Consider the following 22,925-nt stretch of genomic DNA (forward strand, 5'->3'; position numbering starts at 1 on the left):
CTCAATCTCAAGACACGTCATTAACGACGCCGCTAAAGACGTGTCTTACGTCACGAGGTCTTGCTTCAACAGGTGGTAGCAATCGGGCCGTTACCATGGCTCGAACTGCCGTTCGGCTCTGCTCGTCAGTTATTGGCGTGTTCTGTCAGTTGGGCAAGCGGCAGGGCGGCCTGCGCCTTGACGGTCTGGATGGCGAAATTGCTGCGAATGTCGATTACGCCCGGAAGGCGGAGCAGTGTGCCGGAAAGAAAACGCTCGTAACCGGCCAGATCGGGCACAACCACCTGCAACAGAAAATCGGATTCTCCCGAAACCAGATGGCACGAATAGACTTCCGGCAAGGTCTGTATCGACGTGCGAAATGCGGTCGCCGTTTCCTCGTGGTGCCGCTCGACCCTGATGCCGACGAAAACGGTAAGGCCAAGCCCCACCGCATTGCGGTCGAGCGCGGCGTGATAGCCTTGAATGATGCCCGCCTTTTCCAGAATTCGCACCCGCCGCAGGCAGGGCGAAGGGGAAAGGCCGACTTTCTCCGCCAGTTCCACATTGGTCAGTCGTGCATCATCCTGCAAGGCGGCCAGAATGCGCCGGTCTATGGCGTCGAGTTTCAATTTTGGCATGTTTGATTTTTAGCGAATGAGAAATTGGTACAACATGCCATTATTTCATCACTTCACGCCATGAATCGCAAGGACATGCTTCGGCCGCCGGCGATAATTTCCCGTTATTGCCTTAGGATTCGGCGCGAAAGCCGGGCGGCGGGCAGGAAACACAGGAGCGGCTGGGAGGCAGATGCCCCCGCGCTCGCGGAGGGTTATGTCGTTGAGCGAGATGTGGATTTTTGCCGGTGCGCTGGCAGCGGCTTTTCTGGTTCCGGGACCGGACATGATCCTGTTGTTGCAGACCGGCGCATCACAAGGGCGCGCACACGCGCTTGCGACGGCATCGGGTCTGGCAGTGGCGCGCGCCAGTCATGTCGCGCTTGCCGGTATGGGGCTGGCAGCGCTCTTTCACGCCGCGCCCGTCTTGTTCCAGATCGTGCGCATCGCAAGTGCGGCCTATCTCGTCTGGCTCGGCATCGGCATTCTGCGTTCTCCGCTGCGTCTGCCGGATGGCTCCGCGCCCCATGACCGCAAGCGGTCATCCTATCTGGCGGCGGCGCGTAAGGGCATCCTCACCAATCTCCTCAATCCCAAGGCGCTGCTCTTCTGCTCGGTGCTGCTGCCGCAGTTCATCCATCCCGAAAAGGGCAGCATCGCCGGACAGTTCGCGCTGATGGGGGCGATCATGACCGCCGTGGGCCTGTGTTTCGACGTGGTCTATGCCTGTGCCGGTTCGTCGCTCGGCTCGCTCTTCAAACGCTATCCCCTGATACAGACCGTACAGCGCTTCGGCTTTGCCGCGCTTTTGATTGGTTTCGGCGCAAAACTTGCGACTGTTTGACGAGCGTCGATCTGATTGAACCGGATTGACCCTAAAGGCTGAAGCGGCCCTTGATCGGCGCGAATGTATAGCGATGGATGCCCGGAACGGGACCGTCGCTTTCAATGGCCGCGCGGTGCCTCCTGGTGCCATAGCCGGCATGAGCCTCAAGCCCATAGGACGGATGGACAGCACCGGCGCGGGTCATCATTCGGTCGCGGGTTACTTTCGCCACGATGGAGGCGGCGGCAACCGAAATGGAACGCTGATCTCCCTTGACCAGCGCCGAACCAGGGCAGGGCAGGCCGGGCGGTACGTCGCGTCCGTCGATCAATGCATGGCAGGGCCGCAGGGTGAGGCCGACAAAGGCCCGGCGCATGGCTTCAAGCGCTGCCTTGCGGATATCGCTGCGGTCGATGCTGCGCGCGCTGAGGCTTGCAACCGAAACGGTGACGGCCTTTGCCAGAATGACCTCGTAAAGCGCTTCCCGCCTTGCCGCTGTGAGGCGCTTGGAATCGTCCAGCCCCTCCGGCAGGTCTTTCGCATCGAGCACGACGGCGGCGGCAACCACCGGCCCGGCCAGGGGGCCGCGTCCGGCTTCGTCGATGCCGGCAATATGTTTCAGGCCGCGCGAAAGCAAACGGCTTTCCTCGGAAAAATCCGGGGCGAGCGGCAGGTCGAAAAGAAGCGGAGAATCAGAAGCCGAGCGTATCATTTGGCGGCGATGCTCGCATTGCTTCCAATTCTCCGCAAGGGCCCTGCTCGAGGATGGTGGCGTGAAAGCAGGTTACCCCTCCGTCCGAATAGAAATCAGACGGAAACCGAACTCGCGACTGGCAATACTGGCAGCTTGAAAATCCGTGCGGTCATCGGGGAGAGCGGATATTTCCGCAGATGCGGAATGTTCAAAACAGGGAAAGCTGTTTGCCCCCTTTTTCGACCGGTTCGAACAGATCGGTGCGCAGTTGCAGCCGTCGGGCATTGAAGCCGAGCTTGCGTGCCGTAATCTCGAAGCGGCGACCGATCTGCCAGGCATAGGGGCCGCTGCCGCGCATACGCTTGCCCCATTCCGCATCGTAATCCTTGCCGTCGCGCATGGAGCGCACCAGCGACATGACGTGGCGATAGCGGTCGGGATAATTGCGCAGAAGCCAGTCCTTGAACAGCGGGGCGACTTCCAGCGGCAGGCGCAGGAGCACATAGCCCGCCTCGCGGGCACCCTGCGCATAGGCGGCGTCCAGAATACGCTCGATCTCGTGATCGTTGATGCCGGGGATGACCGGCCCCATCATCACGGAGGTGGGGATGCCCGCATCGTTCAGCCTGCGGATGGCCTGAAGGCGAAGCGTCGGCGTGGAAGCGCGCGGCTCCATCGTGCGGGACAGATGCGCGTCGAGTGTCGTCACCGAAAGGGCGACCTTCGCCAGCCCCTTTTCGGCCATGCGGCCCAGAATGTCGATGTCGCGCACCACGAGCGCCGATTTGGTGACAATGCCGACCGGATGGTTGGCAGCCTCCAGAACTTCGAGGATTTCGCGCATGATGCGCCACTTCTTCTCGATGGGCTGGTAGGGATCGGTATTGGTGCCGATGGCGATGGTCTTCGGGCGATAGCCCGGTTTGGCCAGTTCCCGTTCCAGAAGGCGCGGGGCGTCCGGCTTGGCGAAGAGGCGGGATTCGAAGTCGAGCCCGGCAGACAATCCCATATAGCTGTGCGTGGGGCGCGCAAAACAGTAGATGCAGCCATGCTCGCAGCCTCGATAGGGATTGATCGAGCGGTCGAAATTGATGTCGGGGGAATCGTTGCGGGTGATGATCGTGCGCGGCTTTTCCACCTGCACATCGGTCTTGAACGGCGGCAGTTCTTCCAGCGTGGTCCAGCCGTCGTCGAAATCCTGACGCGTCATCGGCTCGAAGCGTCCGGTCGGGTTGATGCCCGCACCGCGCCCGCGCCGACGGCCGTGATCGATCCTGAAGCCTGCTTCACCGATCAGCGCATTGGCATGATCCGCCCGCCCGGTACCGAAAGCGGCCCGGTCGGCTTGCCCGACGACATCTGCGTGCTGGATGACTTCCATATTCATCTCCTGAAGCATTCGCGGCCCGATGGAACGGCATTCCCGCAAGGGGGGCTTGCCGTCCGCTCTGTCTGCGATGAATCTATTCCTATCGCAGAAAACAGAACAAATCAAGAACATATATGGGCGAGCTTTTCGTTCACGCATTCTTGATATATGAAGCGCCCATGTTGTCCGCGCTCATCGAAACCCTCAATTCGGAACGGCCTCTGGCCCATACGCTCTCGGCTCTGGTGCCTGCGGTGGTGGATGGATTGCTGCGCCGGGTCTATGTGATCGACCGGGGATCGTCGGACGAAACGGCTCTGGTCGCGCAAGGGGCGGGCTGTTCGCTTTACGGCAAGGCGGAAATCGGGGCCGCTCTCGATGAAATCAGGACGCCATGGGTTCTGATCCTGAAACCGGGCGCCATTCCGGGAGAAGGGTGGGAAGAGATCGCGCGCCGCCACATGGAGAGCCAGAGCGGCCCGGCGCGGTTTTCACTGCCGGGAGAGGGCGGCTTCGCAAATGTCAGAAAACTGCTCGGCGGCAGGGCAACGCTCGATGCCGGTCTCCTCGTCCGGCTGGAGGAACTCAGGCCCTTGCTATTGGGCGGCGTTTCGTTCGATCAGCTTGCGCAACGGCTGAAGCCGGTTCGGCTCAAACATCCGATCATGCTTTAAGTTTTTGTTTTGACGCATGTCTTTATCCCGAAACCGGTTCCCACTTTCGGGAGACATGCTTTGACTGGAGCATAATCCGAGCGCCGATCTGATTCAATCAGATCGAAACGCGCTCTGGCGAGAGGGGCCTGTCCGGGTGGCGATGACGAACCAGTCGGGTTTCAAGGTGCCAATGGTGGCTGCGGCCCGTCTTGCGGCCCCCATGTCGCTGAAGATCGCGTAACAGGTTGCACCCGACCCCGACATCTGTGCATGGAGCGCGCCGTTTGCCCGGAGCAGATCAAGCTTGGCCCCGATCTGCGGCGCAAGTTTCAGCGCGGGAAGCAAAAGGTCGTTGCGCGTGCTTTGCAGATAGGCGCAAAGCGTGCCGATTTCCTTCGGCGTGGAAAGGGCCAGCGCCGGATGGTCGCGCCTGTCGAGCGCGCGAAACACGTCGGGGGTCGAAACCGCCGTGCCGTCATTGACGAGCAGCATGGGCAGGTCCGGCAGACCGGCAAGCGGGGTCAGTTCCTCACCGATGCCGCGCGCGGCAAGCGGAGTGCCGTTGGCGGCGCCGTGCAGGCACATGGGCAGGTCGGCGCCGAGGCCGAGGCCGAGCCGGACAAGCTCCTCGAAGCCAAGCCCGAGAGCCCAGATTTCGTCGAGCGCGAGCAATGTCGCGGCGGCATCGCTCGATCCGCCGCCGATGCCGGAGGCGACGGGCAGGTTCTTTTCAAGATGGATCGCGACCGGCGGCAGTTCCCGGCGGACGTGGCCGCGCAGGGTGTCGCGGGCTTTCACCACCAGATTGCTGTCATCGAGCGGAATGCGCGACGCATAGGGGCCGCTGACGCTGAAACTGTCTTCATGCGCCGTTTCGATGCGAACGAGATCGCCGAAACGGGCGAAGACCACCAGCATGTCGAGCAGATGATAGCCGTCGGGACGGCGTCCGGTGACATGAAGCGCGAGATTGATTTTCGCGGGCGCCAGACGCGTGACAGGCTCCGGTATTCCGGTCGGCGCAGACCGTGCGGCAGTCATGGAAACCGTCATTTCCGGTTCGGGCCTCAATCCTTCCTGACGTAATAGTCGCCAGTCTTCGGGTCCTGCACCAGCGTGCCGTGCGCCCGGTTCTGCGCTTCCTTTTCGGCCTGGCGCACTCTTTGCGACACGCGCGCGGCCTCTCGCTTGAACGAGCGGTAGCCATACCAGGCGGCGGCGATGATCAGCAGCAGAAAGATGAGCTGGGGCATGGCCTCAAGTCCTCAAAGGTACAATAACGGAGCGTCAACTGAGCGTTTGCCCGGCTTTCTCACACCATATCATGGTGAAAGGAAGAAATTCAAAGCATTGATGCGAAATCGGTGCCGATTTCGTCGGCGAAAGCATGTCTCCCGAAAGTGGGAACCGGTTTCGGGATTACAGGCCGTAACGGCCCCACAGCGCCTTCTCCTCGGCAACCGAAAGCAGGCCGTCGCCAAGATGCGCCGCGATCGCCGCGGGTTCGATACCGCCAAGCGCCATATCGACGCCGGGCACCTTGCGCCCCAGAAGGCCGCGCCTGGCTTCGACGAGCTTCAGTTTCGCCTTGTCGCCATAGGTCTTGCGCAGGAAGCTGCGCATGTCGCCAAGCCCGTCGACAAGCCCAAGCTCGCGCCCCTTGATCCCGGTCCAGAAAAGACCGGTGAATAGATCGGGATCGTCGGCAAGCTTGCTTCCGCGACGTTCCTTCACCATGTCGATGAAAGTCTCGTGGATTTCGAGTTGCAGCGATTTCAGCCGCTCGATATCGGCCTTCTTTTCGGGTTGGAACGGGTCGAGCGTGACCTTGTTCTGTCCTGCCGTATAGACGCGGCGCTCCACGCCGATCTTCTTCAGCAGTTCGGGAAAACCGAAGGAAGCCGAGACGACGCCGATGGACCCGACGATGGAGGAAGGGTCGGCGATGATCTCGTCGCCCGCAAGCGCGATCATATAGCCGCCGGACGCCGCGACATCCTCGACGAAGACGAAAACCTTTTTCTGGTGTTCGGCGGCAAGGTCGCGGATGCGCCGATAGATCAGCCGGGACTGCACCGGCGAGCCGCCGGGCGAATTGAGCGAAATGGCGACGGCAGGGGCTTCCTTGTCGCTGAAAGCCTTGTCCAGAAGGGCGGCGGTCGATGCCAGCGAAAGCAATGGCCGGAAGGCCGAACCGCCGGACATGATGGCGCCGTGAAGCCTCACGACGGGGATTTCGATGGAAACCGGGCGAAAGCGTCGGGGAATGAGGCGTGTCAGTAATCCGGGCAAGGCTGGCTCCAATGAAAATTCTTTTGAGACAATGTAGGAAACAATATTGCAAACACAAAGAAAACCGCCCGGATTTTTCGATTTTCTCCGGGCGGGTCTGGACGGCCCCGACATCTTGTCGATCAGGCTCCGGCTATTCGGGGCACTTCGGCTTCGAGACCACCCGCAGCAGGAGATAGCCGCAGACGGCGGAAAGCACTGAACCTGCCAGAACGCCGATCTTCGTTTCCGCCTGCATGAGGTCGGAGGGGAAGGACAGGAGGCCGATGAAAATGCTCATCGTAAAGCCGATGCCGCACAGGATCGCCACACCGTAAAGCTGGATCCAGCTTGCGCCGAGCGGCCTTTGCGCGAGGCCGGTCTTGATCGCGAGCCAAGCGGCGCCGAAAACGCCGAGCTGCTTGCCGACGAAGAGGCCGAGCAGAATGCCGAGCGTCAGCGTGTCGCCCAGAACGGACGAATGGAGACCGGCAAAGGAAATGCCCGCATTGGCGAAACCGAAGATCGGCACGATGATGAAGGCGACCGGCTTTGCCAGCGCATGTTCGAGTATATGGAGCGGAGAAGTCATGTCGTCCGGCTTGCCGGGAGCCGGTTTCAGCGGAATCATCAGCGCCGTCACGACGCCCGCGACGGTCGCATGGACGCCGGAATTCAGCACGAAGAACCACAGCACCAGACCGCCGACCAGATAGGGCAGCAGCCTCATGACGCCGAGACGGTTCATGGCAAACAGCACGAGGGCCGTCGCGAATGCGCCGCCGAGATAGGGCATGGAAATTTCGGCCGTATAGAAAATGGCGATGATGACCACGGCGGCAAGATCGTCGAGGATCGCAAGCGTTGCCAGGAACACCTTGAGGCTCGATGGCACGCGCGAGCCGAGCAGCGACAGCACGCCGAGCGCGAAGGCGATATCGGTCGCCGACGGCACGGCCCAGCCGCGCACCTTGGCGGGGTCGCCATTATTGAGGACGACGAAAATAATTGCGGGCAGAATCACACCCCCCGCCGCCGCGATGCCGGGTAGCATCCGGTTGGGCCAGCTCGCAAGCTGGCCGTCGAGGAATTCGCGCTTGATTTCCAGGCCGACCAGAAGGAAGAACACCGCCATCAACGCATCGTTGATCCAGTGCGAAAGACTGAGCGGGCCGATATAGACGTGAAGCGCGTGGAAATAGACCTCGGAGTAGGGCGAGTTGGCGACGATCAGCGCAAGCGCCGCCGCTGCCATGAGGGTCAAGCCGCCGGAAGCTTCGCTATCGAGGAAGCGTCGCATGATGGATATGGGGCGGCTTTGATCTGTGGTGTGGTTCATCGGTTCCCGTTGCCTGTCGTGTGCATGTATGGTTACGGCGCTTTTTCGGAAAAGGGCGGCGGGGCCGCAGAACGAAAATTGCGATTCAGAGATATTGGCTCGGGTACCCGGTTTCAATCAAAATCGGTCCGCCATGCCATATTTCGGCGGAAACGCCGAAGCCGCGAGGTTGTTACAGCAGGGCTTCCAGGCCGTTATTGATCGCATCGGCGCGCGGGGTGAAGCCGTGTCCCTCGTCACCGTGGAGAACGAGGGCGGGCATCAGCGACAGGCCGGCGCGACTGCCGCGTATGCCTGCGACGACGATGCGGATCGCGGCCGTATCGGCGCGCGGATGAACCGGAACGATCTTCAATCCGCCGAACCGCCCCGACAGCGCATCGAGAATAGGGCGAATGGAGCCGGGCCGCGCAATGATGGCGATGCCGCCGCCCGGTTTCACAATGGCCGCTGCCGTTCGCACCCATTGTTCGAACATGCCTTCCGGCATGACATGGGCTTCCGCTTTCAAGGGGTCGGGCGTGCTGCGGTCGCGCGCTTCGTTGAAAGGCGGGTTCATGATGGCGAAATCGAAACTGTTATCGCCAAGTCCCGCCGCGATGCGGGCCTTGCCCTTCAGGGCGACATCGGCCTCGACCACGTCGAGGCGTTCCGCCAGTGCGGCATTGAGCGGATGCGCGACCGTCTTGCGGGCAAAGCCGGCCATGAAACCGGACCGCTCGACAAGCGTTACCCGCGCCTGGCGGCAGCGGGCGGCGACGGCAAGCCCCGCCGCACCCGCGCCGCTTCCAAGATCGGCGACGCGCCCGGAAAAACCGTTCGGAACAGCACTTGCCAGAATCATCGCGTCCACGCCGGAGCGATGGCCCTTCATTGCGGGCTGAACGAGATGAAATGTACCGCGATGAAACACATCGAGCGTTTCTTCGACTTCATCCTGTGCGTCGGGAACAAATTTGGAATTCATCGGTCGCGCAGTTCATGCTCGATCTTGGCGTCGATGAGTATCCGCCGCGCTTCTTCCAGACGATCCTCGCTGACCAGAAGACGGCGCGGCAAAACGCCCAGCGAACCTTCGATGATGCTCATATTGGTGTCGGCAATGAAATAGGCGATCCCGGCCTCCTTCATCAGGGCCTCCGCAAAGGACAGCAGAACGGAATCATTCGTGCGGATAAGTTCGATCATTTGAACAGTTTGTAGCGAATGCACCGCATTGACAACAGCTTCCTTCAATGATGAACAGGCGATGGAAGAGTAACGCTTGGAGCGCGCAGTGGGGGCAGTTGCGTCTTGAGCAATCCGGTCTGTTTCAATAGTGTGACCGGACAGCTAGGAGAAATGGCATTGGGTGTGGTTCTGAATCTGGACGGTAAAAAGAAGCAGGAAGGATCGGTTCAGCCGCTGGTCGACCTGACAAAGGCCGACATGGCGCGTGTGAATGAGATGATCCTGTCCCGCGCCGGATCCGATGTCGAAATGATTCCGGAAGTCGCCAATCATCTGATTTCGTCGGGCGGCAAGCGCCTGCGCCCCATGATGACGCTCGCCGCCGCCCGCATGTTCGGCTATGAGGGCGACGGCCATGTCCGTCTGGCGACCTCGGTCGAGTTCATGCATACGGCGACGCTGCTCCACGACGATGTGGTGGACGAAAGCGACCTGCGCCGGGGCAAAAGCACCGCGCGCATGATCTGGGGCAATCAGGCGAGCGTTCTCGTCGGCGATTTCCTGCTCGGCCAGGCCTTCAAGATGATGGTCGATGTCGGCTCGCTCGATGCGCTCGACGTTCTGGCGACCTCGGCTTCGGTCATCGCCGAAGGCGAAGTGATGCAGCTTGCCGCCGCCAAGAACATGGAAACCACGGAAGACGAGTATCTGGCCGTCATCAAGGCCAAGACGGCGGCCCTGTTCTCCGCTGCCGCCGAAGTAGGGCCGATCATTGCCGCCGCACAGCGCTCCGACCGCGCGGCGCTGCGCGATTACGGTCTCAATCTCGGTCTTGCCTTCCAGCTCGTGGACGATGCGCTGGATTATGGCGGTTCCGCTGCCGATCTGGGCAAGAATACCGGCGACGATTTCCGCGAAGGCAAGATCACGCTTCCGGTGATTCTGAGCTATCGTCGCGGCACCGACGACGAACGCGCCTTCTGGAAACGCGCCATCGAGGACGGCGCGAGCGACGACGCTTCGCTGGAAAAGGCGCTCGGCCTGATGACGAAGCACGGCGCGATTGCCGATACGGTGCAGCGCGCGCGCCATTTCGGCGAGATTGCCCGCGACGCTCTCTCGCCCCTGCGCGCCTCGCCTGAAAAGGACGCGCTGATCGAGGTCATCGATTTCTGCATCAGCCGCGTCAACTGATCCGCGACGCCGGAAAACTCCGGCCAGCGCTTTTTGCGGGCAAGAATAGGTAAAGCATGTCTCCCGAAAGCGGGAACCGGTTTTGGGATAAAGACATACGTAAAAACAAAAGCTTAAGGCGTGTTGCCTGAACACGATTGAACGCAACACGCTTTAGAGCATTTCCAGCAAAAGTGCGAAGCGGTTTTGCGTAGGGTAATGCGTAAAAACAAGTAGTTAGAGCGGTTCCAACGATTCAGTCAAAACAGGAACCGCTCTAGGAAAAGCGTCCCGTCACGGATGCTTTTCTTGCTCCGCCATCCCAAAAAGGCCATGCTTGGGGTGCCTTTTCCGGCAAAGAGACCGTGTGCCCGGCTTCCGGGACCTGTTTGCCGGTATCTGTCACAGGGATTTGAGAAGAGGATAGGGCTTTATGCGGCATGGATCGAAAAATCGTCCGCTTTACGGTTTGCTGCTCTCGCTTCTGGCGGGAATTGCGATCTCGACGAGCGGAACCATGGCCAAGGCTGCCGCCGAGCCCGCACCGCCGCCTGTCCGGGCCGGTTCCTTTGCCGGCGCCTATCTCGCGGGCCGCACCGCGGAAGCCGACAACAATCTCGCCGCCGCCGTCGATTTCTACCGGCAGGCCATGGCTTTCGACCCCGGCAATTCGCAGATCAAGCAGGACCTGATGCTGGTCCTGCTGACGGAAGGCCGTTTCAAGGACGCCCTGCCGCTGGCGGAGGAACTGAAAGACGTCACCGGGATCGAGCGTTTCTCGCGCGTGGCGCTGGCCATCGACGCCATCAGCCGCAAGCAGTATCGCAAGGTCGGGCCGCTTCTGATGCTGTCGCTGCAATCCGACATGGACCGGCTTGCCACTGGCTTCATGAATGCCTGGGTCAAGGTCGGGCAGGGCAATCCGAAACAGGCGCTGGCCGATGTCCGCAAGATGGAGGGGCCGGAATGGTATGGCCTGTTCCGCACTTATAATGCGGCGCTGATCGCCGATCTGGCCGGGCGGAAGCAGGAAGCCCGCGACTTCTACCAGCAGGCGATCGACGACCGTCCGGGCGGCAGCGCCGCACCCGACACCTATGAGCGCATCGTGATGGCCTATGCCTCGTTCAAGCTCCGGCAGGGCGACAGGGAAGGCGCGATCAAGACGCTCAACGATGCCGCCGAACTTCTGAACGGCCGCATGACGATCACCGAAATGCGCGAGAAGATCGAAGCGGGCGAGAAATACGGACGTCTGGTCAATACCGCGCAGGAAGGTGCCGCGGAAGCGCTTTATACGCTCGGCACCGCGATCAACCGCAGCGGAGCGGAAGCGTTCGCCAGGCTCTATCTGCAAATGTCGCTGCCGCTGCGTCCCGGCAATGACGCGACGCTTTACCAGCTCGGCGATATTTCCGCGAAACTGCGCCAGCCGGAAAAGGCTATCGACTATTATGGCCGCGTGCCGGAGAAGTCGCCTTATCGCCGCGATGCGGAGATGCAGCGCGCGCTCAATCTGGCGGAAAACGACCAGCCGGGGGAAGCGATCAAGCAGCTCAAGGTACTGCTCGACCGCGACAGGAGCGACATGCGCACCTATCTGGCGCTCGGCGGCGTCTATGCACAGGACAAGAATTTCGCCGACGCGGCGAAGATTTTCGACGCTGCGGTGGGTGAGATCAAGACGCCGGAGCGCAAGGACTGGCCGGTCTTCTATCAGCGCGGCATCGCCCATGAGCGGCTGAAGGAATGGGACAAGGCCGAACCGGATTTCCGCAAGGCGCTCGAACTTTATCCCGACCAGCCGCAGGTGCTGAACTATCTCGGCTATTCCTGGGTGGACCGGGGCGAAAACCTCGACGAAGCGCTGGGCATGATCAGGAAGGCGGTCGAACTGCGTCCGCAGGACGGCTATATCGTCGACTCGCTCGGCTGGGCCTATTACAAGCTCGGCCGCTATGACGAAGCCGTGGCGGAACTGGAAAAGGCGGTCAAGCTGCGCCCGGAAGACCCGACCATCAACGACCATATGGGCGACGCCTATTGGCGGGCGGGGCGGCTTCTTGAAGCCACCTTCCAGTGGAACCATGCCATTGCGGGCAAGCCGGAGCCGGAAGACCTCGTCAAGATCGAGGCGAAGCTGAAGAAGGGCCTGCCGGATGTTCCGGGCCGCTCTTCCGCCAATGCGACGAGGCAGGACGGGCAGAAGCCGGAAAAGCCGAATACCGACTAGGGACTCAGACTGCCATGCCGGTTTCAAGGTGGTGTGACACCGAAACCGGCAGCCTGTGCTTGACCCTGCGTTGCTGACAAATTAGACCGGGCCATCATTTCAAGAACGAGGCCCTACCGGTGTCCAGTACGTTGCCAGCACATATGCATCCCACACGTTCCTTTCAGGGCTTGATCCTGACGCTCCATAATTATTGGGCGGAGCACGGTTGCGCCATCCTGCAACCTTACGACATGGAAGTGGGCGCGGGTACGCTGCACCCGGCGACGACCTTGCGCGCGCTCGGGCCGCGCCCGTGGAACGTGGCCTATGTTCAGCCGTCACGCCGCCCGAAGGATGGCCGTTATGGTGAAAATCCGAACCGTCTTCAGCACTATTACCAGTATCAGGTTCTCCTGAAGCCAAGCCCGCCCAATCTACAGGCCCTCTATCTGGGATCGCTGAAGGCCATCGGCATCGACATGAACCTGCATGACGTGCGCTTTGTCGAGGACGACTGGGAAAATCCGACCACGGGTTCGTGGGGCCTTGGCTGGGAATGCTGGTGCGACGGTATGGAAGTGTCGCAGTTCACCTATTTCCAGCAGGTCTGCGGCATCGAATGTTCGCCGGTTTCCGGCGAACTGACCTATGGTCTGGAGCGCCTCGCCATGTATGTGCAGGGCGTGGACAATGTCTATGACCTCAACTTCAACGGTCTGGAAGGCGACGAGAAAGTCACCTATGGCGACGTGTTTCTTCAGGCCGAGCAGGAATATTCCCGCTACAATTTCGAAATGGCGAATACGGAAATGCTGCATCAGCATTTCATCGATGCCGAACGCGAATGCGAGGCCATTCTGAAGGCTGGCGCTCCACAAGAGGCGGGGAGTGCCGAAGGCACGACAGGGAATGTACATAAATGCGTTTTCCCGGCCTATGACCAGTGCATCAAGGCATCCCACGTCTTCAACCTGATGGATGCGCGCGGCGTGATCTCGGTCACCGAGCGCCAGAGCTATATCCTGCGTGTGCGCAACCTTGCGCGCCAGTGCGGCGAAGCGTTCCTGTTGACGGATGCCGGTGGTTGCAATTTCAAGCGTGAGGGTGAGTGATATGCCTGATTTGTTGCTCGAACTCTTCTTCGAAGAAATTCCGGCTACGCCGTCCGCCCGCAGCGAAGCGAGGACGGACAAACTAAATAATGTGCATGCGGAAGGCGTACGCTGATGCCTGATTTGTTGCTCGAACTCTTTTCCGATGAAATTCCCGCGCGCATGCAGCGCAAGGCCGCTGGCGATCTGAAAAAGGCGATCACCGATGGTCTGGTCGATGCGGGCCTGACCTATGAAGCCGCGACCGCCTATTGGACGCCGCGTCGTCTGGCGCTCGACATTCGTGGCCTCACCGTGCGCTCCAAGGATGTGCATGAGGATGTGAAGGGCCCCTCGGTCAAAGCGCCGGAGCAGGCCATTCAGGGCTTTTTGCGCAAGGCTGGCCTGAGCGATGTTTCTCAGGCGCATGTGCATTCCGATCCCAAAAAGGGCGATTTCTATGTCGCGCATCTGACAAAGCCCGGTCGCGCAGCCGAAGAGATTATCGCCGAACTGGTGCCGCAGACGATCCGCAATTTCCCATGGCCAAAGTCGATGCGCTGGGGCGTGGCGTCGGCAAAGCCGGGTGCGCTTCGCTGGGTGCGTCCGCTGCAATCGATCCTGTGCACTTTCGGTCCCGAAACCGAGGAAACGCAGGTCATCGATTTCGATGTTGACGGCATCAGGTCGGGCAATGTCACCCATGGCCACCGTTTCCTGAGCGACGGTCAGGCGATCAAGGTGCGCCGCTTCGACGATTATGTCGAAAAGCTCGAAAAGGCTTTCGTGGTGCTCGACGCCGAGCGTCGCAAGGAGATCATTGCGCAGGATGCGCATAATCTCGCCTTCGCGTCGGGTCTGGAACTGGTCGAGGACGAGGGGCTTCTGGAAGAAGTCTCCGGCCTTGTCGAATGGCCGGTCGTGCTGATGGGCGAATTCGAGGAAGAATTTCTGGCCATCCCGCCGGAAGTCATTCGCCTCACCATCCGCGCCAATCAGAAGTGTTTTGTCACGCGCAAGCAAGGCGGGACGCAAGCGCTGTCCAACAAGTTTATCCTCGTGTCGAATGTCGCGGCGAAGGATGGCGGCACGGAAATCGCTTATGGCAACGGCAAGGTGGTGCGCGCGCGTCTTTCCGATGCGCTCTATTTCTGGCATACTGACCAGCACGATCTGCCCGATCTCGACAAGCTTGCCGCATCGGCTGAAAAATTCGGCCTCGATCTGAAAAAGCCGCTCGATCAGCGCATGGCGCGTCTGGATGCGCTGAATGTGACCTTCCATGCCAAGCTGGGCACGCAAGGGCAGCGCGTCGAGCGTATCCGCGAACTGGCTGCGCAGATTGCGCCGCTGGTTGGTGCCGATCCGAAACTTGCCACCCGTGCAGCTATTCTTTCCAAGGCCGATCTACAGACCGAAGTTGTGGGCGAGTTCCCTGAACTTCAGGGCGCGATGGGCCGCAAATATGCGTTGCTTCAGGGCGAAGACGAAACCGTCGCTGCCGCTCTGGAAGAACATTACAAGCCGCAAGGCCCGTCGGACGTGGTGCCGAAGAATCCGGTTTCGGTTGCCGTGGCTCTGGCCGACAAGCTCGACACGCTGGTCGGTTTCTGGGCGATTGACGAAAAGCCGACGGGTTCCAAAGACCCTTATGCGCTGCGTCGCGCGGCACTGGGTGTGATCCGCCTTCTCCTGTCGCAGGAATGGAAGTTCCCGCTCCTGCCGCTTCTGCGTTCGGCTTTTGCCGCTCTGAAGGAAGGTCAGGTTCAGCGCAAGCTGCGTGAATTCGAAGCAAAGCTTGCTGCGGAAAATTCCGGCGATGTCGATGGCGAGCAGGACGTCGATAATGCACTGCGTAATTTCGAGACGGAAATTCGCGCGACAACGGAAGAAAATGCCGAGCCGGTGCTGGCCGATCTCCTGTCCTTCCTCCACGACCGGTTCAAGGTCCATCTGAAGGATGAAGGCGCACGCTATGACGCCATCGATGCCGTGCTGACGCCGGATGCTGACAATCTGCTGCTGGTAGCTCGTCGTCTAGAGGCGCTGATCGTCTTCATCAACGAGGAAGACGGCAAGAACCTTCTGGCCGGAACCAAACGCGCCGCCAATATTCTCGCTGCCGAAGAAAAGAAGGGCACCAAGGTCGCCGATAAGGTCGATGCCTCGCTTCTGAAAGTAGCGGAAGAAAAGGCGCTGTTCGAGGCCGTCACTCTGGCTTCAACCGAAGCGGAAGCTGCAATCGGGCGCGAGGATTTCAACGGTGCTATGCTGGCGCTTGCCAAGCTGCGTGGCCCTGTTGACACCTTCTTTGAAGCTGTGCTGGTCAATGACGAGGACGAGAATGTCCGCGCCAATCGCCTTGCACTGCTCGACCTGATCCGCACGGCCACCGGCAAGGTTGCCGATTTCTCCAAGATCGCGGGATGATACGTGACCGGAATCGTGACCTTCGATGACGATGCTGTCCACCGCGCTGCGGATATTTTGCAGCGCGGCGGGCTTGTCGCGATTCCGACCGAGACCGTCTACGGCCTTGCCGCCGACGCCACCCATGGCGAAGGCGTGGCCGGGATTTTTGCCGCCAAGGGGCGTCCGCAGTTCAATCCGCTGATCGCGCATGTGGCAGACCTCGCAATGGCCGAACGTTATGTTACCTTCGACCCGGTTTCGCGCGCCCTTGCGGAAAAATTCTGGCCGGGGCCGCTCACCCTCGTGCTGCCTCTCAAGGAAAAATCGCTCATCCATCCGCTGGTGACAGCGGGCTTAGGCACTCTTGCGGTGCGAATGCCGAAGGGCCGGGTGCGTGACGTTATAAAGGTTCTCGATCATCCGGTCGCCGCACCCAGCGCCAATACGTCCGGGCGCATCAGCCCGACAAATGCAAAGGCCGTGGCGGATGATCTGGGCGACAAGATTGACCTGATTCTCGACGCCGGGCCTTGCGGCGTCGGTGTGGAATCGACCATCGTGAAGGCGGAAGGCGATACGGTGCGCCTGTTGCGTCCCGGCGGACTGGCTGCGGAAGAGATCGAAACTTTTCTCGGGCATCGGCTGAAACGCGTTTCGCAAAGTGCCGCCATTCAGGCACATATTATCGCACCGGGCATGATGGAATCGCATTACGCGCCTGATGCCGCGATGCGGTTGGCGGTTGGTGACGTGAAACCGGGCGAAGCGCTTCTGGCTTTTGGGCCGACGCGCGTGGCGGGCGAGCCGGGCGCGGTTTTGAACCTGAGCGCGACCGGCGATCTGCGCGAGGCAGCGGCCAATCTGTTCGACTTCATGCGTAGGCTCGATGCGACGGGCGCCGCCACGATTGCCGTCGAACCCATTCCCTTCGAAGGTCTTGGTGAGGCCATCAACGACCGTCTGAAACGCGCGGCGGCCCCGCGTTAGTATTCACTAATATAAGAGACAAAAATGCCGGATACTGCCCTGATCGAACGCTTTGCTGCCATTGTGGGTGAAAAGAACGCACTCACCGCACCGGAAGACATTGCGGCTTATCTCATCGAACAGCGTGACCTCTACCATGGCCGCTCGCCGCTTGTGCTGCGACCCGGTTCGACGGAAGAAGTCGCCGCGATCATGAAGCTTGCCAGCGAAACGAAGACGCCGGTGGTGCCGCAGGGCGGCAATACCGGCCTCGTCGGCGGACAGCAGCCGGATGAAAGCGGTGCGGCGATCGTTCTTTCGCTGGGCCGCATGAACCGCATTCGCAATCTCGACACGGTGGGCAATCTGGTGACGCTCGAAGCGGGTGTGATCCTGAAGAACCTTCAGGACGCAGTGGAAAAGGCCGGTCGCCTGTTTCCGCTCTCGCTTGGCGCCGAAGGTTCGTGCCAGATCGGCGGCAATCTCGGTTCGAATGCGGGCGGCACCGCGGTTCTTGCCTATGGCAATATGCGCGAGCTTTGCCTCGGTCTGGAAGTCGTCCTGCCGACCGGCGAAATCCTGAGCGACCTTCGCTATGTGAAGAAGGACAATACGGGCTACGACCTGAAAGATCTGTTCGTCGGCTCGGAAGGCACGCTCGGCGTGATCACGGCGGCGGTGCTGAAAATCTTCCCCCAGCCGAAAGGCAAGGGCGTGGCCTATGCGGGCCTGCGCAGCCCGGAAGACGCGCTGCGCCTGTTCCAGCTTGCGACGGAACATGCAGGCCCGTCGCTGACCGGCTTCGAGCTGATGCCGCGCATCGGCGTGGAATTTACCGTGCGCCATGTCGAAGGCGTGCGCGATCCGCTGGAAGGCCCGCACGACTGGTATGTGCTGATCGACATTTCGTCCTCGCGCTCGGAAGAGGATGCGCGCACGACGCTGGAAACCATTCTGACGGAGGCCTTCGAGAACGACATCATTCAGGATGCCGCCATTGGCGAAAGCGTGGCGCAGGCGCAATCCTTCTGGAAGATGCGAGAGGAAATGTCCTGGGCGCAGAAGCCGGAAGGCGGCTCGATCAAGCACGATATTTCCGTGCCGGTTGCCTCGATCCCCGCATTCATCCACGAAGCCAATGCCGCGACGCTGGAGATGATCCCCGGCGCGCGCATCGTCTGCTTCGGCCATATCGGCGATGGCAACCTGCATTATAATGTTTCGCAGCCGGTCGGCGCCGACAAGGAAGCTTTCATTGCCCGCTGGCACGAACTGAACCACCGTATCCACACCATCGTCGCGAGCTATAGCGGCTCGATCTCGGCCGAACACGGCATCGGTCAGTTGAAGCGTGAGGAACTGGCCTTCTTCAAGCAGGATGTCGCGCTCGATCTCATGCGCCGCATCAAGTCGGCCTTCGATCCGGCGGGCATCATGAACCCCGGCAAGGTGCTGTAGGAACATCAAGGCGGTTTTTCCAACAGGAAAAGCCGCTTTTTCTTACGATTGTTCGAAGTCGAAATCGTCATCCAGCGGGATTGCCGGTGGGCGTTCGCGGCCATGACGGATGCAAAAGATCAGGATATCTCCGCCGCGAATTTCGTAGTCGATGAGATAGGCTCCCATGACAAAGCGGCGGACGCCGGGAATGGGCAATTCTTCCGTGAAATGTCTCATTTGCGAGAAATGGACGAGGTCGCGTTTCACGCGCTTGAGATCTTCGCTCAACCGAAGTGCCGCGCGCGGACTGCGCAGTTTCAGATAAGCGATCTCGGATTTGATATAGTCCCGCGCAGCCGGAGAGACGATAACCTTCACGCAGCCGCACCCTTGATGGTCGCTTCGGCTTCATCGATGATCGTGTCCAGGTCAAAACCCTCGCCATCTTCGATGGCGCGACGGGCACTGGCTATCTCTCTGATTTCCTTGCCCTCTGCCGCCAGATAGGCCTTCAGCGCGCGGACGATAACCCAGCTTCGGCTGCGTTCCGAAATGCTGGCGATCTCTTCGATCTGGGCCAGCACATCGCGCGGAACACGCATGGTGATCGGGTCTGACAATGACTGATTTTTCATAGTTATTCCCTCGAATTGTAATACAGAATAGTTCGAAGCGGGAGTTTCGTCAAACTCTGTCCGGGAGAGGGGCGCCGAATTTTAGTAAACGCTTCTTCAGAAGAATTTCCGAATTCTTACACCCGGTTGCATTCTGATAACCAAAGGACAAGCCAAGAAAAAGTTAACCCAACTCGTTAAGCTCGTGGGTAAGGATCGCCGCCTATTCTCCAACTCAACGAAGAGCAAAAGCTCGACAGGGAAGCCGGGATAACCGGCTCTCGAAAACAAAGAGACAGAGAGACAGAGGCGTCGAAAATGATGAGCAAGGGACTGAAGCCCGACTGGGCCGGCCGTGAACTGCGGCTCGATCCGTTTCACTTTCCGCAGGTCGTGACCTATGCGACCCGCGACGGACGCAGCGACGTAACCTTCACCATCAATGAGCGCGGCGCGGTGATCCGGCAGGTTCTGCCGTCGAGCGGCCTGCCCATGTCCATCGCGCTCCCCGCCAATGCATTCGTCGGCGTTGCGGCCCGTGCCGTGGAAGACGAATTTAGCGAGATCACCGTCACGCTGGAACTGATGCATGAGGACCCGCAGCTCTCGGTCCCGCTTCTCGTGGCGCATGACCTGACCGATGTCGCCGCCGACTGGCGCGTATGGGCCTCCGCTTTCAACCTGCCGATGATGCTGGTGGAAGAAGACGGCGTTGCCCGTCCTCTCTATGAAAACACCGGTGCGGTCCGTACCGGCCAGCCGCAGGCCCGCCGTCAGGGGCAGGAGCCGCTCCGCCGTCGCCCGCGCTTTCTCGCCCGCCGCAAGACCGGCGCGCTTGGCGTCCGGCTGGTGATTTCCGGCAAGGAGATCATTGCAAGGAATTGAGTCCAGGGCCTGCCCATGAAGCAATAGCGAGGCTCGATGCGGCAGAACGCATCGAGCCTCGATCATCAGGCAAAGACTGTCGAAACCGCCTTCTGCGTCGCGGCGACGACCTTGTCCGCCTCTTCGCGTGTGAGGCAGAGCGGCGGCGCGAAGCCCAGAATGTCACCCTCAGGCATGGCGCGCCCGATAACACCATTGGCCAGAAGCGCCGTCGAAACCTGTGCGCCGATCTTCAGTGCCGGATCGAAAAACGCGCGGTCGTCGCGATCCTCAACGAACTCGATTGCCGCCATCAGGCCTTCGCCGCGAATTTCGCCGACATGCTTGTGGTCGCCAAGTGCATCCTTCAGCGCGTTGCGGAAATAGGCTCCCGTCGAACCGGCATTTTCCACGAGGCCCAGCTTGTCGATAAGGTTGAGATTGGCAACGCCCGCAGCCGCGCAGATCGGATGTGCCGAATAGGTCCAGCCATGGCCAATCGGCCCCATTTTGTCCGACCCCTGCACCAGCACCTGCCACATGCGGTCGGAGACGATTGAACCCGACAAGGGCGCGTAGGCCGATGTCAGCCCCTTGGCGATGGTGATCAGGTCAGGCTTCATGCCGTAGTGATCGGAACCGAACATGCTGCCGAGACGGCCAAAGCCTGTGACCACTTCATCGGCTACGAGCAGAATGTCGTAGCGGTCGAGAACGGCCTGAATCTTCTGCCAGTAACCTGCGGGCGGCGGCACGATGCCGCCTGTGCCCAGAACAGGCTCGCCGATGAAGGCTGCAATCGTATCCGGCCCTTCGGCAAGGATCATTTCTTCGAGCTTGTCGGCGCAATGTTGCGCGAACTGTTCTTCGCTCATGGAACGATCCGCACGGCGGAAATAATACGGCGATTCCGTATGCAGGATCGGTGCGCGCGGCAGATCGAAGGCGTTATGGAAGGTCGCAAGACCGGTCATGCTTCCTGTCATCACGCCCGAACCATGATAGCCACGCCAGCGCGAAATGATCTTCTTCTTTTCCGGGCGGCCAAGAATATTGTTGTAGTACCAGATCAGCTTGATGTTGGTTTCATTGGCGTCCGAACCCGACAGGCCAAAATAAACGCGGCTCATATGGTCGGGTGCACGGTCTATAATCATCTTGGCAAGCGTGATCGACACTTCCGTGCCATGACCGACATAGGCATGATAATAGGCAAGCTTGCGTGCCTGTTCCGCAATCGCATCGGCGATTTCCGTGCGGCCATAACCGACATTGACACAATAAAGACCCGCAAAGGCATCGAGACTTTTGCGGCCATTCACATCGGCAATATAAACGCCTTCGCCGCCTTCCAGCACGCGCGTTGGTGTTTCGCCGCGCGCATGCATCCCCATATGCGTGGAAGGATGGAAGAAGTGATCGCGATCCCAGGCGGTGAGTTCATTGCTGTTGTTCAACATGGTTATGATCCTTTCTGGTCGCCACGCTTTCACGCAGCGGTATCGATGCACAGATATTTGAGTTCAGTGAAAGCTTCGATGCCCTGATGGGAGCCTTCGCGGCCAAGCCCGGATTGCTTCCAGCCGCCAAACGGGATTGGCGCGCCGGTGATTTTTGCGCGGTTGATGGCAACCATCCCATATTCCAGCGCGCGTCCCATGCGCAGTTGCCGCGCACCATTTGTGGTGACCACATAGGCGACGAGACCATATTGCGTGGCGTTGGCCCGTGCGATCACCTCGTCTTCGCCATCAAAGACAGAGACCGCGGCGACAGGGCCAAATGTTTCCTCATGCATGATCGCGGCATCATCGGGCACATCGGTGAGCAATGTCGGTTCAAAGAAAAGCGAGTGATCGCCAATGCGTCCGCCCCCGACGTCGATGTTTGCGCCGCGCTTTTTTGCGTCACGCACATGCTCCTCGATCTTATCGACAGCACGGCCATGCATCATCGGCCCGATCTCTACATCCGCATCGAGACCGTTGCCGGTTTTGAGACTGCGGATGCGTGCTGCGAAGGCCTTTGTGAAAGCGGGAAGAATATCGCGCTGGACAAAGATGCGGTTGGCAGCAAGGCAATCCTGCCCCGAGGTTGCAAATTTTGCCGCCATGGCAACATCGACTGCGCGGTCGATATCGGCATCGTTGAAGACGATCAAAGGTGCGTGGCCGCCGAGTTCCATCACCAGACGCTTGACGGTTGCTGCGCATTTTGTGGCAATCAGCTTGCCGATTTCGGTCGAACCGGTGAAGCTCAACGCCCGCACGCGCTCGTCCCGGCACAGGATATCGACAATCGGTGCGGCCTTTCCCGTCACCACATTGAAAATGCCGGCCGGCATGCCCGCACGTTCCGCAAGCTCGGCCAGTGCAAGCGCGGATAACGGTGTTTCCGACGACGGATGCACGACAACCGGGCAACCGGCGGCAATGGCGGCTGCGGCTTTGCGGGTGATCATGGCATTGGGAAAGTTCCACGGCGTCACCAATCCCACGACACCCAGTGCTTCGCGTCGCACCAGCATTTCCGCATTGGGCAGATGGCTGGCAATGGTTTCGCCGTTGAGCCGTTTGGCTTCTTCCGCAAACCATTCGATGAAAGCCGCGCCATAGTCGATCTCACCGCGCGATTCATCCAGTGGCTTGCCCTGCTCCAGCGTCATCAACAGGGCGAGATCGTCACGGTTTGCCGAAACGAGTTCGTACCAGCGGCGCAAAATGGCCGACCGCTCTTGCGGCAGCCTGTTGCGCCATTCCGGAAAAGTCTTCTGAGCGGCATCGATGGCAAGGGTAGTTTGTGTTTCGCTCAGGCTTGCCACGCGGGCCAGCCGTTTTCCCGTCGCGGGATCGAGAACGGCAAACGTTTCGGCCTTGTCGCCTGCGACCCACCGCCCGTCGATATAGCCCAGCTCGCGAAAAAGATGTTTGTCCCGAAGCCTGTTAAGCCCGTCATGTTGTATCGGATGATCCAGAACGGCATTCATTGCGCTTCTCCCAGTTCTGGAAGAAGCATCTCACAGGTATGGTCCTTATTCGGACCAAAGGTATGATGGCGAACAGCCCAATTGGACTAAACTTCAGCGGTCGAACAGTTCGTTTGGGCTATCCCACATTGCCTGCTAGTGGTCTGATTCCGACATTTGCTCGGCGCCTGTATCAGAGGGATGCAAATGTCGGAATCAGACCACTAGTGGATTGAATTTGACGTTTGAATCCCGACTGAA

Annotated in this window: 22 protein-coding genes and 1 pseudogene; 9 read left to right on the forward strand and 14 right to left on the reverse strand. The window is 60.1% G+C overall.

Translation table 11 applies throughout. The annotated features are described in order from the left end of the window. Positions 1-125 precede the first annotated feature (125 nt). Entirely contained in the window at positions 126-620 is a 495-nt protein-coding gene (locus FHS76_RS21655; RefSeq protein ID WP_183658197.1) for an Lrp/AsnC family transcriptional regulator, read from the reverse strand. A gap of 196 nt (positions 621-816) precedes the next feature. On the opposite strand from FHS76_RS21655, the gene FHS76_RS21660 reads away from it, so the two are divergent. After that, positions 817-1,443 (forward strand): LysE family translocator, encoded by a 627-nt coding sequence (locus FHS76_RS21660; RefSeq protein WP_235992845.1) that lies wholly within the window; start codon positions 817-819, stop codon positions 1,441-1,443. A gap of 31 nt (positions 1,444-1,474) precedes the next feature. Here the strand turns inward: FHS76_RS21660 and FHS76_RS21665 are convergent, their stop codons facing one another. Together FHS76_RS21665 and FHS76_RS21670 are read right to left on the reverse strand one after the other, a co-directional pair. Then, positions 1,475-2,137: a ribonuclease HII gene (locus tag FHS76_RS21665; protein WP_183658203.1), complete on the reverse strand. Its 663-nt coding sequence runs from the start codon at positions 2,135-2,137 to the stop codon at positions 1,475-1,477. A 190-nt stretch (positions 2,138-2,327) separates the two neighbouring features. Beyond that, complete coding sequence (locus FHS76_RS21670; protein ID WP_183658206.1) at positions 2,328-3,500, reverse strand: PA0069 family radical SAM protein; 1,173 nt, start codon at positions 3,498-3,500, stop codon at positions 2,328-2,330. Between the two features lie 167 nt (positions 3,501-3,667). Here FHS76_RS21670 and FHS76_RS21675 point away from each other — a divergent pair, with 167 nt between their 5' ends. Further along, on the forward strand, positions 3,668-4,162 hold the full coding sequence (locus tag FHS76_RS21675; RefSeq protein WP_183658209.1) for a glycosyltransferase family protein: 495 nt from the start codon (positions 3,668-3,670) through the stop codon (positions 4,160-4,162). A 93-nt stretch (positions 4,163-4,255) separates the two neighbouring features. Here the strand turns inward: FHS76_RS21675 and FHS76_RS21680 are convergent, their stop codons facing one another. The 6 genes from FHS76_RS21680 to FHS76_RS21705 all read right to left on the reverse strand — a co-directional run bounded on the left by FHS76_RS21680 (position 4,256) and on the right by FHS76_RS21705 (position 8,942). Then, positions 4,256-5,185 carry a 4-(cytidine 5'-diphospho)-2-C-methyl-D-erythritol kinase gene (locus FHS76_RS21680; RefSeq protein ID WP_183658212.1) on the reverse strand — a complete coding sequence of 310 codons (930 nt, stop codon included), beginning with the start codon at positions 5,183-5,185 and terminating at the stop codon, positions 4,256-4,258. 26 nt (positions 5,186-5,211) lie between these two features. Then, on the reverse strand, positions 5,212-5,397 hold the full coding sequence (locus FHS76_RS21685) for a hypothetical protein (RefSeq protein ID WP_183658215.1): 186 nt from the start codon (positions 5,395-5,397) through the stop codon (positions 5,212-5,214). Between the two features lie 166 nt (positions 5,398-5,563). Continuing rightward, positions 5,564-6,436, reverse strand: a complete 873-nt coding sequence (locus FHS76_RS21690) for a S49 family peptidase (protein ID WP_183658218.1) — start codon at positions 6,434-6,436, stop codon at positions 5,564-5,566. Between the two features lie 133 nt (positions 6,437-6,569). Beyond that, positions 6,570-7,754, reverse strand: coding sequence for a Na+/H+ antiporter NhaA (gene nhaA, locus FHS76_RS21695; protein WP_183658220.1), 1,185 nt, complete (start codon positions 7,752-7,754; stop codon positions 6,570-6,572). A 172-nt stretch (positions 7,755-7,926) separates the two neighbouring features. Next, entirely contained in the window at positions 7,927-8,721 is a 795-nt protein-coding gene (locus tag FHS76_RS21700; RefSeq protein ID WP_183658223.1) for a tRNA1(Val) (adenine(37)-N6)-methyltransferase, read from the reverse strand. Next, positions 8,718-8,942 (reverse strand): putative signal transducing protein, encoded by a 225-nt coding sequence (locus tag FHS76_RS21705; protein ID WP_183658226.1) that lies wholly within the window; start codon positions 8,940-8,942, stop codon positions 8,718-8,720. Before FHS76_RS21705 ends, FHS76_RS21700 begins: the two co-directional genes overlap by 4 nt. Before the next feature lie 159 nt (positions 8,943-9,101). On the opposite strand from FHS76_RS21705, the gene FHS76_RS21710 reads away from it, so the two are divergent. The 6 genes from FHS76_RS21710 to FHS76_RS21735 all read left to right on the forward strand — a co-directional run bounded on the left by FHS76_RS21710 (position 9,102) and on the right by FHS76_RS21735 (position 18,239). Beyond that, entirely contained in the window at positions 9,102-10,118 is a 1,017-nt protein-coding gene (locus tag FHS76_RS21710; RefSeq protein WP_183658279.1) for a polyprenyl synthetase family protein, read from the forward strand. 412 nt (positions 10,119-10,530) lie between these two features. Beyond that, positions 10,531-12,330 (forward strand): tetratricopeptide repeat protein, encoded by a 1,800-nt coding sequence (locus tag FHS76_RS21715; RefSeq protein ID WP_183658239.1) that lies wholly within the window; start codon positions 10,531-10,533, stop codon positions 12,328-12,330. A 143-nt stretch (positions 12,331-12,473) separates the two neighbouring features. Continuing rightward, positions 12,474-13,424: a glycine--tRNA ligase subunit alpha gene (locus tag FHS76_RS21720; RefSeq protein ID WP_183658282.1), complete on the forward strand. Its 951-nt coding sequence runs from the start codon at positions 12,474-12,476 to the stop codon at positions 13,422-13,424. A gap of 114 nt (positions 13,425-13,538) precedes the next feature. Further along, positions 13,539-15,833, forward strand: a complete 2,295-nt coding sequence (gene glyS / locus FHS76_RS21725) for a glycine--tRNA ligase subunit beta (RefSeq protein ID WP_183658242.1) — start codon at positions 13,539-13,541, stop codon at positions 15,831-15,833. A gap of 3 nt (positions 15,834-15,836) precedes the next feature. Then, entirely contained in the window at positions 15,837-16,802 is a 966-nt protein-coding gene (locus FHS76_RS21730; protein WP_183658258.1) for an L-threonylcarbamoyladenylate synthase, read from the forward strand. Between the two features lie 24 nt (positions 16,803-16,826). Then, positions 16,827-18,239 (forward strand): FAD-binding oxidoreductase, encoded by a 1,413-nt coding sequence (locus FHS76_RS21735; RefSeq protein WP_183658261.1) that lies wholly within the window; start codon positions 16,827-16,829, stop codon positions 18,237-18,239. 42 nt (positions 18,240-18,281) lie between these two features. Here the strand turns inward: FHS76_RS21735 and FHS76_RS21740 are convergent, their stop codons facing one another. From FHS76_RS21740 to FHS76_RS22675, 3 genes and pseudogenes are all read right to left on the reverse strand, one after another. After that, positions 18,282-18,599, reverse strand: coding sequence for a type II toxin-antitoxin system RelE/ParE family toxin (locus FHS76_RS21740; protein WP_183658264.1), 318 nt, complete (start codon positions 18,597-18,599; stop codon positions 18,282-18,284). Further along, positions 18,596-18,856, reverse strand: a complete 261-nt coding sequence (locus tag FHS76_RS21745) for a CopG family ribbon-helix-helix protein (RefSeq protein WP_183658267.1) — start codon at positions 18,854-18,856, stop codon at positions 18,596-18,598. The genes FHS76_RS21740 and FHS76_RS21745 overlap by 4 nt, the downstream gene beginning before the upstream one ends. 96 nt (positions 18,857-18,952) lie before the next feature. After that, positions 18,953-19,164 (reverse strand): annotated as a pseudogene (locus tag FHS76_RS22675) (hypothetical protein). On the opposite strand from FHS76_RS22675, the gene FHS76_RS21750 reads away from it, so the two are divergent. Then, on the forward strand, positions 19,154-19,720 hold the full coding sequence (locus tag FHS76_RS21750; RefSeq protein WP_183658270.1) for a DUF6101 family protein: 567 nt from the start codon (positions 19,154-19,156) through the stop codon (positions 19,718-19,720). The pseudogene FHS76_RS22675 and the gene FHS76_RS21750 overlap by 11 nt on opposite strands. 65 nt (positions 19,721-19,785) lie before the next feature. Here the strand turns inward: FHS76_RS21750 and FHS76_RS21755 are convergent, their stop codons facing one another. Continuing rightward, a complete protein-coding gene (locus tag FHS76_RS21755; protein WP_183658273.1) occupies positions 19,786-21,159 on the reverse strand; it encodes an aspartate aminotransferase family protein in 1,374 nt (457 codons plus the stop codon). 29 nt (positions 21,160-21,188) lie between these two features. Further along, positions 21,189-22,685, reverse strand: coding sequence for an NAD-dependent succinate-semialdehyde dehydrogenase (locus FHS76_RS21760; RefSeq protein ID WP_183658276.1), 1,497 nt, complete (start codon positions 22,683-22,685; stop codon positions 21,189-21,191). Positions 22,686-22,925: the final 240 nt, after the last annotated feature.

Origin of the sequence: Brucella daejeonensis, assembly GCF_014199265.1 — a bacterium.
In the GTDB taxonomy this organism is placed as follows: Bacteria; Pseudomonadota; Alphaproteobacteria; order Rhizobiales; family Rhizobiaceae; genus Brucella; species Brucella daejeonensis.